This window comes from Kocuria sp. UBA1838, assembly GCF_002338785.1.
GTDB lineage: Bacteria > Actinomycetota > Actinomycetes > Actinomycetales > Micrococcaceae > Kocuria > Kocuria marina.
The window spans coordinates 137,732-150,336 of sequence record NZ_DDIY01000017.1 but is presented as its reverse complement, the minus strand read 5'-3'; the positions used below and the strand labels follow the sequence as shown (position 1 = coordinate 150,336).

Genomic DNA, 12,605 nt, shown 5'->3' with positions numbered 1-12,605 from the left:
GGTTCACCCGTTCCGAGATGACCCTGGGGGTGGGCCCGGACGAAACCGTCCTGGAGGCCGCCGAACGCGCGCAACACCAGCTGCCCCACGGATGCCGTATGGGCATCTGCCACAGTTGTCTGGTTCCCTTGACGGACGGGGCCGTGACCAACATCCGCACCGGTGAGCTGCACCGTGAACCCGGTCCCGTCCAGACGTGCGTGACCCGACCCGCTCCCCACGCCGCGATCCGCTGCGCCTCACGGAGGCCGAGCTCGCGGAACTCGCGGCCGATTTCGACGCCGTGCGGGACGAGGTCTTCTCCCGCCGCGGCCAGTCCGACGCCCAGTACATCCGCCGCGTGGTGGTACTGCAGCGCAGCCTGGAGATGACGGGGCGGGCCTGTCTGCTCTTCTCCCGTCACAAACCCCTGTGGTGGGCCGGTGTGGGGTGCCTGAGCGTGGGCAAGATCCTGAACAACATGGAGATCGGCCACAACGTGCTCCACGGGCAGTGGGACTGGATGAACGACAAGGAGATCCACTCGACCACGTGGGAGTGGGACTTCGTGGCGCCGTCGGCGGGCTGGCAGCGAACCCACAACGAGACGCACCACACGTGGACCAACGTGCTCGGCAAGGATCGGGACGTGGGGTACAACGTGCTGCGCATGGACCCCGATCAGCCGTGGAAGCCCGTGAACCTGCTGAACCCGGTGATCAACCTGGGCCTGGCACCGGCATTCGAGTGGGGCATCGCGATCTACGACATCGAACTGGACCAGTTCCTGACCGGCAAGAAGTCCGGGCGGGCCACGTTCGAGGACTTCAAGCGCGTGATGAAGAAGCTGGGCCGCCAGTCCGCCAAGGACTTCGTGGTCTCTCCGCTGTTGGCGTCCCTCACGGGTTCGGGGAAGGCGTCGCTTAAGGGGTTCCTGGCGGCGAACGTGATCCGCAACGTCTGGGCGCACACGGTCATCTTCTGCGGCCACTTCCCGGACGGCGCGGAGACCTTCACGGAGGAGGACGTGCGCGACGAGACTCGGGGGCACTGGTACCGCCGCCAGGCCATGGGCTCGGCGAACATCGACGGTTCACGCCTCATGCACTTCATGAGCGGGCACCTCTCCTTCCAGATCGAACACCACCTCTTTCCGGACATGCCGTCCAACCACCTGGCGCGCATCGCACCCCGCGTGCGGGAGATCTGCCGTAAGTACGGGATCCGCTACATCTCCGGCCCCCTGCCCCGGCAGGTCTTCCAGGCGTGGCGCAAGGTGTGCCGGCTCGCGCTGCCCTGACGACGACGCCGCTCGCGGCCCCGGCGCTTGCATCTACCGGCTCCGAATTCCCAGTGGAGTAGAAGCAGCTCGGGGTGCCCGGATTCTGCTTTTACTCCACTGGAGCAGCCACCCGCTGGGAGGGCCGGGCGGGTAGTTGCCGGGCGGGTGCGCGGGTCGTGAGCCCGCGGGTGGGCGGGCAACTCGTCCTGCCCGGCACGCGTCGCAAGTCCGATAGGTGTTCCCGCGGCGCTCCCCTAGGGTGTATTCCGGCACACACTCGCATCGCGGGCGGCCATGTTCCAGGAACCGGACGCGGCCCCGCCCGCGGTCAGGACAGGCAGGAGCACGCATGAGTACCGAAGAAGCCCCCGGGCACCTGGGCGCCAACGGCGAGGACGTCCCGGACGCCCACTACGTGCGCACGAGCGATCACGGTTTCCGCACCACGGTGTACACGCAGGGAGCGTGGAGCCCCCTGGAACAGCACATGGCGGCGTCGTCCGGCCTGCTGGTACACGAGATCGAACGCAACCACCCGCGGGAGGACGTGCTGCCGGTGCGTTTCTCCTTCGACATTCTGGGGGTCATCCCCGGTGGTGAGATCGAGGTGCACACGCGCGTGCTGCGCCCGGGCAGGACCATCGAGTTGGTCGAGGCGACCATGAGCGCCGGCGGGCGGGACTGCATCCGGTTGAGCCTGTGGCGGCTGAAGACCTCGGACACCCAGGACGTGGCCGGCGGGGAGATCGAGCCGCTGACCCCCGTGGAGCAGTGCGAGCCGGTCAATATGTCCGAGGCGTGGGGCGGCGGGTTCATCAGCTCCGTCGAGGCACGTACCGCCCGGCGGCCCCGACCCGGCAACGGCGCGGGCTGGCTGCGGATCACCAAGTCGGTGGTCGAGGGCGAGGAGTCCTCCCCCACCGCCCGGTTCATCAGCTCGGTCGACGCCGCCAACGGGATCGCTCCGCGCGCGGAGATCGGACCGTGGGCGTTCCCCAATGTGGACCTGAGCATCCACATGTTCCGCGCCCCGGTGTCCTCGTGGGTGGGACTCGACACCCGGGTGGAGTTCGGCGGGGACGGCGTGGGCCTGACTCATTCGGAGCTGTTCGACGAGCGCGGTCCGATCGGTCGGGTGGCCCAGGCGCTGACCCTGCGCCGGGCGAGCTGAGAAGCCGGTGGCCCGCCAGGACTTGGGTGGGCCGGAACCGCCCGGCTCCGCCGGGGGTTGAGCAGGGGCCGGGCGGGTGCGGGTCTCATCACACTTCGCCACGCGATGTCCCCGGAGTTGACGCCCGATCATAGAATGGCCGCTAGTTCCCAGTAATCCGCAACATCCGGACGGGGTAGAACCCCAGGAGGTCCAGCCGCGTGAGCAGCATCCTGATCAATGTGACCAACCGCGAGGGCGAGCGCACCGAGGGCGTCGAGTGGAAGGACTACGAGACGCTCATGGAGTGCCTCACCCGCCACAAGTTCCCGATCCTCGCCACGTGCGGCGGCAACGCCTCGTGCTCCACGTGCCACTCGTACCTGGACCAGGACACGTTCGTGAAGACGGGCGGGACCAACGAGGAGGAGGAGGACCTCCTGGAGATGCTGGACGACACCCGCCACGACAACTCCCGGCTCACGTGCCAGGTGGAGTGGTCCGAGGACCTCGCGGGCGCGGAGATCACGATCGCCCCCGAGTGGTGATTGTCCGCCGCTGACGCGGTGGCAGCACGACACCGCCGCCCCGGCCCGGCGGTGTCGTCACCGGCGGCCTCGTGACCGGTGACTCGAGTTGGTAACGCGGCGCCGCGTGGGCGAAAGTTGGAGCATGACTGCTCTCCGGGATGACCTCACCACACGCGCCGCTTACGTCTCGGACGCCTCGATCTATCGCCGGCTACCGGCGGCGGTCGCGGAACCGCGCTCGGTCGAGGAGATCCGTGAGCTGTTGGCCACGGCCCGGGAGAACGGCTGGCCTGTGATCTCCCGCGGTGGTGGCACCTCCGTGGCGGGCAACGCGATCGGTGACGGGTTGGTCATCGACACCTCCCGGTACTTCAACCGCATCCTGGAGATCGATCCGCACGCCCGCACCGCCACGATCGAACCCGGTGTGATCTGCGATCAGTTGCGGGACGCCGCGAGCGAGTTCGGCCTGACCTACGGACCGGACCCCTCCACGCATTCGCGGGCCACCGTGGGCGGGATGGTCGCCAACAACGCGTGCGGTTCCCACTCGGTCGCGTGGGGTACGAGCGCGCAGAACCTCGTCTCGCTCACGGTCATGCTCGCCGACGGGCGCGAGGTCACCCTGGACGCGGGCGGTACCTCGGACGCCGCACTGGATTCCCAGCTCACCCAGTTGCGGGACCGACACCTGGCCATGCTGCGCACCGAACTGGGCCAGTTCCCCCGCCAGGTCTCCGGGTACGGACTGCACTACCTGTTGAGCGAGAACGGTTTCGACGTGGCCAAGGCGTTCGCCGGGACCGAGGGCACGTGCGGGATCATCACCCGGCTCACCGTGAAACTCGTGGCCAAGCCGCGCTTCACAGCGCTCGCGGTACTGGGTTTCACGGACGCGATCGCGGCGGCCACCGCGGCCCCGAAGTTCCGCGTCCGGGGCGTCACCACGATCGAGGGCATGGGCTCGGACCTGCTGGACGCCCTGCGCACCCGTCCCGGTCAGGAGAACGCGGGCCGTGAGCTCCCCGAGGGCGGCGGCTGGCTCTACTGCGAGGTGGGCGCGGACACCCAGGAGGCCGCGTTCGAGGCCGCCCGGGCGCTGCCGGGACTCGTCGAGGAGACCGTGGTGGATTCCGTGGTCGTGGGCGACCCCGCCGAGGCCCGCGCCCTGTGGCGCATCCGCGAGGCCGGTGCGGGGATCGTGACCCGCTTGCCGGACGGCGGCGAGGCGTGGCCCGGGTGGGAGGACTCCGCCGTGCCCCCGCAGCACCTGGGCGCCTACCTCAAGGACCTCTACGCGCTGCTGGACGAGATGGACCTGCGCGGTATCCCGTTCGGCCACTTCGGCGAGGGCTGTGTGCACATTCGGATCTCCTTCGATTTCAACACGGACGAGGGCGTGGCCCACTACCGCCGGTTCATCGAGCGGGCCGCGGAACTCGTGCACCGCTACGGCGGCTCGGTCTCCGGGGAGCACGGGGACGGCCGTGCCCGCTCGGAGCTGCTCAGTACCATCTACTCCGACGAGGCACGCGGCGCCTTCGCCCGATTCAAGCGGATCTTCGATCCCGACAATTTGTTCAACCCCGGGGTCGTGGTGGATCCCGAACCCCTCGACCGGGGCATCCGCCCGGGTCCCGGCGCGCGCACGTTCGAGCTGACCCCGGTCCACGCGTTCTCCGCGGACGACGGCTCGTTCGGCCAGGCCATCAACCGCTGCGTGGGCGTGGGCGCATGCCGCTCGGACTCGGGTGCCATGTGCCCGTCCTTCCACGCGACCCACGACGAGGTGCACTCGACCCGCGGGCGCATGCGGTCCCTCGCCGAGATGCTGCGCGGCGAGCACATCACGGACGGGTGGAAGTCCAAGGAGACCTACGAGGCCCTGGACCTGTGCCTCTCGTGCAAGGCGTGCGCCACGGAGTGCCCCGTGAACGTGGACATGGCCACCTACAAGGCCGAGTTCCTGCACCACCACTTCCGCCAGGGCCTGGGCTCGTTCGTCGGCAAGGACCGCCGGCCCATGGCGCACCTGACCATGGGGTGGATGCCGTGGCTCATGAAGCTCGTGACCAGGGTCCCCGGTTCGCTGCGCGCGGTGAACTTCCTGGAACGCTTCCGTCCCATCGAGGAACTGACCAAGAAGCTCGGCGGCATCGAACCGAAGCGGCGGATGATCCGCTTCAACGACACCCCGCTCACGTCGTGGTTCAAGACCCGCACCCCACAGGGCGCGGTGGCGCGCGGAGGCGGCCGCGCGGCGTCGTCGGCGGAGAAACCGTCCGTGGTGCTGTGGCCGGACACGTTCACGAACTTCTCCGCGGACGGGCCCGGCAAGGCCGCCGTGGCGGTGCTAGAGGCCATGGGCTACCGCGTGCTCATGCCCATGGGAAACGTGTGCTGCGGACTCACGTGGCACTCCACCGGGCAGTTGGACATGACCCGCCGGACCCTGCTGCAGACCCTGGACGTGATGGAGCCGCTGCTCGAGGCTGGCTACCCGATCATCGGGCTGGAACCGTCTTGCACGGTGATGCTCCAGCACGACATCACCGAGCTGCTCCCGGATGACCCGCGCGCCCACAAGGTCCGGGCCCTCACGGTCACGCTCGGTGAGTTCAGTGCGCGCCACGCCGAGGACGGCGGGGACTGGCCGTTCGACACGCTCGAGACCCACGCGGGACCGGGCACCGCGGTGTGCCAGGTGCACTGCCACGAGAAGGCCCAGGGCGACTTCACGCCGGAACTACGCGTGCTCGAGAAGCTCGGGGTGGACACCGCCGTGGTGGGCGGTGGCTGCTGCGGTCTCGCCGGGAACTGGGGCTTCGAACCAGGTCACCACGAGATCTCCCAGACCCTCGGGGAACGCAACCTGTTCCCCGCGATCCGTGCCGCGGGGCCCGGTTCGATCGTGCTCGCGGACGGTTTCTCGTGCCGCACGCAGATCGCCCAGGGCACCGACGCGGAAGGAGTCCACCTGGCACAGGTGATGTATGCCGCATTACGCGCGGAAAAGTAGCACACTGTTGCCATGAGGAGTCACTTGCCCGCCCCCCGGGGCACCCACACCGCCACCCGTCCGTTGCTCGCGGCCACCGCGCTGAGCGCTCTCATGGTCCTCTCGGCCTGCGGTTCCTCGGACGGCGCCTCGTCCGAGGAGCAGAACACCGCACCCGCCGGCGCCTCCGTCTCCGAGAGCGCCACGGCGTCCCCGAGCGCCTCGTCCATGTCCCCGAGCCCGTCGGCCAGCCGGTCCGCGAGCCCGTCCGCGAGCGCCGAGGCCACGGAAGCCACAAACGCCGCGGCGTCCGGTGGACAGGAGGGGCAGGCCGCGGAGTCGGCGCAGCCGTCCGCCGAGCCCGATCGCCTCGCGTCCGCTCCCGAACTGGGCATGCCCACTGCGAGCCCGTTCGACCAGGCGAAGGCGGATGCCCAGCGCGCCGGCGGCACGTGCAGTGCCGGGCAGCTCTCCGGATCGCTCACGCCGCAGCAGGGTGCGGCGGGTTCGGTCATTGCGTCCCTCACGCTCACCAACAACGGCTCCGCACCGTGCACCCTGAGCGGCTACCCGGGTGTGTCCTTCGTGGACGCGAACGGTGCTCCCGTGGGTGCGCCGGCCTCCCGGGACGCCTCGGGTGCGGGCACCGTGACCCTACAGCCCGGCGCGTCCGCGAGCGCCGGGGTGCGGATCACCCAGCCCGGTGTGATCGGTCAGGTGTGCAACCCGCACCAGGCCGCGGGCGTGCGCGTGTACCCGCCGGACAGCTACGAGTCGCTCGTGGTGCCCTACTCGGGTCAGGCGTGCGGCAACCCCAAGGTCTCCCAGTTGCAGGTCAAGGGTTTTGGGTCCTGACCCCGTCCTGAACCTTTTCTCCCCCGCGACCGCGCAGTGGTTCGACGCCGCGTTCAGCGGGCCCACGGCGGCCCAGCGCGGCGCGTGGGAGGCCATCTCGGCGGGCCGCCACGCTCTCGTGGTGGCCCCCACCGGTTCCGGTAAGACGCTCGCGGCGTTCCTGTGGTCGATCGACCGCTTGCTGACCGACAAGAAGGCGGACGGGTCCGACGACGCGGAGGACCGCACCTCGGTGCTCTATATCTCCCCGCTCAAGGCCCTGGGCGTGGACGTGGAACGCAACCTGCGCGCACCGCTGATCGGGATCACCCAGGCCGCCAAGGCCGCCGGCGGGGAGCCCCCGGAGATCTCGGTGGGTGTGCGCTCAGGTGACACCCCGCAGGCGATCCGCCGCGCCCTGTTGGCGCATCCCCCGGACGTGCTCATCACGACCCCGGAATCGCTGTACCTCATGCTCACGTCCAAGGCGCGGGAGACCCTGCGCCACGTGAACACCGTGATCATCGACGAGGTGCACGCGGTGGCCGGGACCAAACGCGGGGCGCACCTGGCGGTGAGCCTCGAACGCCTCGACGACCTCCTGGAACGTCCCGCGCAACGGATTGGGCTCTCCGCGACCGTGGAACCCGTGGACACCGTGGCCGGGTTCCTGGGCGGCTCCCAGCCCGTGGACGTGGTGCGCCCGCCGTCCGAGAAGGACTGGGACCTCACGGTGTCCGTGCCCATCCCGGACATGACCGTGTTGGGCGGGGCGGCGGCGTCGCCGTCGTCCGGGGACCTGGACGGCAACCTGGAGGCGTCCGACTACCAGGCCACCGCGTCCATCTGGCCCCACGTGGAGGAACGGATCGTGGACCTCGTGGAGGCGCACCGTTCCACAATCGTGTTCGCGAACTCGCGTGGCCTCTCGGAGAAACTCACTGCGCGACTCAACGAGATCCACGAGTTCCGGCTCGCCAACGCCGCGGAAGAGAGCCCCGCGGATTTGGACAGTGGCGATCCCGTGGCGCTGGGTGATGCGCTCTCCGACCTCCTGGGCGGCGCCGCCGCGCAGGCCGACGACGCCGCGCGCAGCGAGGGCGCGGTCAGCGCTTCTCGGGCCCGCGACTCCGCCCCCGCGGACATCCCCCGCCAGCACAACCGCCACGAGGGCGCGTCCCCGGTGCTCGCGCGCGCCCACCACGGCTCGGTGTCCAAGGACCAGCGCGGCCTGATCGAGGAGGACCTGAAGACCGGGCGGTTGCGGTGCGTGGTGGCCACCTCCTCCCTGGAGCTCGGGATCGACATGGGCCACGTGGACCTGGTGATCCAGATCGAGTCCCCGCCTTCGGCGGCGTCCGGTTTGCAGCGCGTGGGCCGCGCGGGCCACCAGGTGGGCGAGGTCTCGATCGGGCGGATCTACCCCAAGCACCGCGGGGACGTGCGGGACGCGGCGGTGATCGCTGAGCAGATGCTCGCGGGGCACCTGGAACCGCTGTCCGTGCCCACCAACCCCCTGGACATCCTGGCCCAGCAGACGGTCTCGGCGGTTGCCGCGGAGGACGTGGACGTGGAGAGCTGGTACGACACCCTGCGCCGCAGCGCCCCGTTCCGTTCGCTGCCGCGCTCCGCGTACGACGCCGTGCTGGACCTGCTCGCCGGGCGGTACCCGTCCGACGAGTTCGCCCAGTTGCGGCCCCGGCTGGTGTGGGACCGCGAGACCGGGACCCTGCAGGCCCGCCCCGGTGCCCTGCGGCTCGCAGTCACGAGCGGTGGCACCATCCCGGACCGCGGCCTGTTCCCCGTGTTCCTCGTGGGCGAGCAGGACAGCAAGTCCCCCAAGCGCGTGGGTGAGCTGGACGAGGAGATGGTCTACGAGTCCCGCGTGGGGGACATCATCGCCCTGGGTGCCTCGAGTTGGCGCATCGAGGAGATCACGCACAACCGGGTGGTCGTGGCCCCGGCCCCGGGCGTGCCCGGCAAGCTCCCGTTCTGGCACGGGGACGGTCTGGGCCGGCCCGTGGAACTGGGTCGTGCCACGGGTCGGTTCACCCGTGAACTCGCCGGTGCCCAGGACACCGAGGCCCGCGAGCGCCTGGCCGCCTCCGGCTTAGACGATTGGGCCCGGGACAACCTCATGGCCTACCTCTCCGAACAGCGGGAGGCCACGGAACACGTCCCGGACGATCGCACGCTCGTGGTCGAGCGGTTCCGGGACGAACTCGGGGACTGGCGCGTGGTGTTGCACAGCCCGTTCGGCACCCCCGTGCACGGCCCGTGGGCGCTCGCGGTGCGCGCCCGGTTGGACGAGCGCTGGGGTCTGGATGCCAGTGCCCAGGCCGCGGACGACGGCATCGTGCTGCGCGTCCCCGCCACGGACGAGGAACCGCCCGGGGCGGAGCTGTTCCTCTTCGACCCGGACGAGCTCGAGCGCACCGTGACCGAGGAGGTGGGCGGCTCGGCGCTGTTCGCGTCCCGGTTCCGGGAGAACGCCGCGCGTGCCCTGCTGCTGCCGCGGGCGGATCCCGGTAAGCGCACGCCCCTGTGGCAGCAGCGTCAGCGCTCCGCCCAGTTGCTGGACGTAGCCCGCAAGTACCCGCAGTTCCCGGTGATCCTCGAGACCGTGCGCGAATGCCTGCAGGACGTGTACGACGTCCCCGCGCTGCTGCAATTGCAGCGCGATCTGGCCGGGCGCAAACTGCGCATGGTCGAGACCACCACGGACACCCCCTCCCCCTTCGCGCGCACCCTGCTGTTCGGGTACGTGGCCCAGTTCCTGTACGAGGGCGATTCGCCCCTGGCCGAGCGCAAGGCCGCGGCCCTGTCTCTGGACCCCTCCCTGCTCAACGAGCTGCTCGGTCGCGCCGAGCTGCGCGAGCTGCTGGATCTCGAGGTCATCGAGACAACGGTCCTGCAGTTGCAGCGCCTCGCGCCGGACCGTCGGTTGCGCGGCGTGGAGGGCGCGGCGGACCTCCTGCGCCTGCTCGGTCCCATGACGGCCGACGACGCCGCAGTGCGCTTGCGCGCGGAAGGCACCGCAGCGGCGTCGCCCCCCGCGCAGAGCGCGCCGGAGACCCCCGATGCCCCGGAAACCGACGACACCGAGGATGTCGACACGGCCGAGGACGTGGCCCCCGAGTACCAACCCATCAGCGCGGACGCCGCCCGCGAGCTGCTGGACACCCTGGTGTCCACGAACCGGGCGATCGTCCTGCGCGTGGGCGGGCGCGAGGTCTACTGCGCGGTGGAGGACGCCGCGCGGATGCGGGACGCCCTGGGCCAGCCCTTGCCCATGGGTGTGCCCCTGGCGTTCCTGGAACCGGTCGCGGATCCCGTGGGGGACCTCGTGTCCCGGTACGCGCGCACCCATGGTCCGTTCAGCGTGGCGGAGGCCGCGCAGGCCCTGAGCCTGGGGCCCGCCGTGGTCGAGACCGCGCTGCGCTCGCTCGCCAAGCAGCGGCGCGTGAGCGAGGGGGCGTTCCGCCCGAGCGGGGACCCCGCGGCGTCGGAGTCGGAATGGTGCGACGTGGAGGTGCTGCGGACCCTGCGCCGCCGTTCCCTGGCCGCCCTGCGCGCGGACGTGGAACCCGTGGACCCGCAGGTATACGCCACCTTCCTGCCCGCGTGGCAGCACGCCGTCCCGGGGCACCAGTTGCGCGGGTTGGACGGGGTGCTCACGGTGATCGACCAGTTGGCCGGGGTGCCCGTGCCCGCGTCCGCGTGGGAACCGCTCGTGCTCGCGCAGCGCGTGGTGGACTACCGGCCCGCGATGCTGGACGAGCTCATGGCCGCGGGCGAGGTGCTCTTCTCGGGCGCGGGGTCCCTGGGCGGTGAGGACGGGTGGGTCGCGTTCCACCTGGCCGAGTCCGCGGAGCTGTCCCTGCCGCCCGTGCCGCAGCTCGAGGCCGCCGCCGAGGCCCTGGACTCCACGCTGGAACGTGAACTGCTCGCCGTGCTGCGGGCCGGTGGGGCGTACTTCGCGTGGCAGCTCATCCAGCCGCTCGCCGAGGCGGGCGTGTCCGTGGACATGGCCCAGCTGCGCACTGCGCTGTGGAACCTGCTGTGGGCGGGGCTCATCACCAATGACACCTACGCCCCGGTGCGCGCACTCGTCTCGGGCAGGCACTCCGCGCACAAGACGCCCAAGCGCCCGGGCCGTTCCCGTACGGCCGGGCGGCGCGGCGCCGCGCGGTTGCGGGCCGCGTCCCGCGGCCCCGGCGGTGTGGATCCGGCGGCGTCCGCGTCCGGCGACGGCGCTCGCGTCGTTCGCGCCGCGGGGGGCGGTGAGGACCGTGTCACGGCCGGGCGCTGGTCCGTGCTGCGCCCCGAACCGCTCAACCCCACCGTGCGGGCGCAGGCCCAAGCGGAGCTGTTGCTGGACCGCTACGGCATCCTCACGCGCGGTCCCGTGGCGGTGGAGGACGTCCCCGGCGGGTTCTCCACCGTCTACAAGGTCCTGCGCGCACTCGAGGACGCGGGCCGCGCGCGGCGCGGGTACTTCATCGAGGGCCTCGGCGCCGCCCAGTTCACGCAACCCGCGACGGTTGACGTGCTGCGCAGTTTCACGGACGACGACGCCGCTCGCAAGGCCGAACCCCGCGTCCTCGCCCTCGCGGCCACGGACCCCGCCAACCCCTACGGTGCCGCGCTGGACTGGCCGGAAGCGGTGGCTCTCGAATCCAGCACCAAGCACCGCCCGGGGCGCAAGGCCGGTGCCGTGGTGGTGCTCGTGGACGGGGCGCTGATCCTCTACCTGGAACGTGGCGGGAAGACCGCGCTCGCGTTCGTGTCAGACCCGGCCCTGCTGCGCCTCGCGGCGGAGGCCGTGGCCGAGCTCGTGCAGCGCAGGGCCATGGACTCGCTCGTGGTCGAGAAGGTCAACGGCGACTCGGTGCTCTCCTCCGAGGACCTCGTGACCGCGGTCCGGGACGGTCTGCTGGCGGGCGGCTTCTACCAGACCCCGCGCAGCGTGCGGATGCGGGCTCCCGTGGGCGGGGGCAGGTCCGGCTGATACCACTTTGATACCTTGAGGGGCATGGCGATGACTTTGCGGCTGACCGAGGACGACGAACTCGCTCTCGCCGCCCTGGCCGAAGCGGACGGCATCAGCCGTCAGGAAGCCACGATCCGAGCCATCCACGAAGTTGCGGCCCGGAGAGGTCACGAGCGGCAGGTGACCGAAGCGTCGGCGCGTGCACGTGCACGCTATGCCGATGTGTTGGACCGGCTCGGGCGGTGACGCGGTACCTCACGACCGAGGACCTACTCGTGGTGATCAACGATCTCGGAGTCGGCCCATTGCGCGATGTGGGGTTGCTGGAGGCCACGGCGAGTGGCCGAGCCGATCTCCATGATGTCGCCGCAATGCTGCGACGGTGGCACTGACGCCACAGCTGCGAACTGCCGCCGAGCCCACTCCCGTTCGACACTGAACACCCCACCCTACCTAGGAGGCCCAGGTGCCTGAAGGTGATTCCGTCTACCGCCAGTGCAAGATGCTGCGCGAGGCGCTGGAGGGGTCCGTGATCGTGAGCTCGGACTTCCGGGTGCCCTCACTCGCCACATCGGACGTGTCCGGGCGCACGGTCGTGGCCGTGGTGCCGCGGGGGAAGCACATCCTCATCCGACTCTCCCAGGCCCCCGATGCGGCCGAGCTGAGATCCGGGGCCGAGCCCCTCACCCTACATTCCCACCTCATGATGGACGGCACGTGGCGAGTCTTCGACCGGGAACCGGCGGGGGGCGCCACAACCGGCTCCGGCGGGGAACCACGAGCGGCACGCAGCAAAGGTGATGCTCCGGCCGGAAGCGGGCGAGCGGCGTCGTCGTCAC

General features: G+C 70.7%; 7 protein-coding genes and 2 pseudogenes. All 9 read left to right on the top strand.

All coding sequences use genetic code 11. From position 1 onward, the window contains the following. Positions 1-17: 17 nt before the first annotated feature. A pseudogene (locus B3I25_RS09760) lies at positions 18-152 on the top strand (2Fe-2S iron-sulfur cluster-binding protein); the annotation flags it as partial. A 44-nt stretch (positions 153-196) separates the two neighbouring features. Beyond that, positions 197-1,279 carry a fatty acid desaturase family protein gene (locus B3I25_RS09755; RefSeq protein WP_286738769.1) on the top strand — a complete coding sequence of 361 codons (1,083 nt, stop codon included), beginning with the start codon at positions 197-199 and terminating at the stop codon, positions 1,277-1,279. Between the two features lie 331 nt (positions 1,280-1,610). Further along, positions 1,611-2,432, top strand: coding sequence for a thioesterase family protein (locus B3I25_RS09750; RefSeq protein ID WP_085106095.1), 822 nt, complete (start codon positions 1,611-1,613; stop codon positions 2,430-2,432). Positions 2,433-2,632: 200 nt separating this feature from the next. After that, positions 2,633-2,959, top strand: coding sequence for a 2Fe-2S iron-sulfur cluster-binding protein (locus B3I25_RS09745; RefSeq protein ID WP_085106094.1), 327 nt, complete (start codon positions 2,633-2,635; stop codon positions 2,957-2,959). A 124-nt stretch (positions 2,960-3,083) separates the two neighbouring features. Beyond that, the gene (locus tag B3I25_RS09740) at positions 3,084-5,960 is read left to right on the top strand and encodes an FAD-binding and (Fe-S)-binding domain-containing protein (RefSeq protein WP_286738768.1); all 2,877 of its coding nucleotides are present in this window, start codon (positions 3,084-3,086) and stop codon (positions 5,958-5,960) included. Positions 5,961-5,972: 12 nt separating this feature from the next. Further along, a complete protein-coding gene (locus B3I25_RS09735) occupies positions 5,973-6,794 on the top strand; it encodes a DUF4232 domain-containing protein (protein WP_286738767.1) in 822 nt (273 codons plus the stop codon). Next, complete coding sequence (locus B3I25_RS09730) at positions 6,784-11,784, top strand: Lhr family ATP-dependent helicase (RefSeq protein WP_286738766.1); 5,001 nt, start codon at positions 6,784-6,786, stop codon at positions 11,782-11,784. The genes B3I25_RS09735 and B3I25_RS09730 overlap by 11 nt, the downstream gene beginning before the upstream one ends. A 24-nt stretch (positions 11,785-11,808) precedes the next feature. Next, entirely contained in the window at positions 11,809-12,012 is a 204-nt protein-coding gene (locus B3I25_RS09725; RefSeq protein ID WP_064846562.1) for a hypothetical protein, read from the top strand. Positions 12,013-12,268: 256 nt separating this feature from the next. Further along, a pseudogene (locus B3I25_RS09720) lies at positions 12,269-12,445 on the top strand (integrase); the annotation flags it as partial. Positions 12,446-12,605: the final 160 nt, after the last annotated feature.

Coding starts and splice junctions, on each gene's coding strand:
- B3I25_RS09740 (WP_286738768.1), top strand. CDS start 3,084: ATGACTGCTCTCCGGGATGACCTCACCACACGCGCCGCTTACGTCTCG.
- B3I25_RS09750 (WP_085106095.1), top strand. CDS start 1,611: ATGAGTACCGAAGAAGCCCCCGGGCACCTGGGCGCCAACGGCGAGGAC.
- B3I25_RS09725 (WP_064846562.1), top strand. CDS start 11,809: ATGGCGATGACTTTGCGGCTGACCGAGGACGACGAACTCGCTCTCGCC.
- B3I25_RS09735 (WP_286738767.1), top strand. CDS start 5,973: ATGAGGAGTCACTTGCCCGCCCCCCGGGGCACCCACACCGCCACCCGT.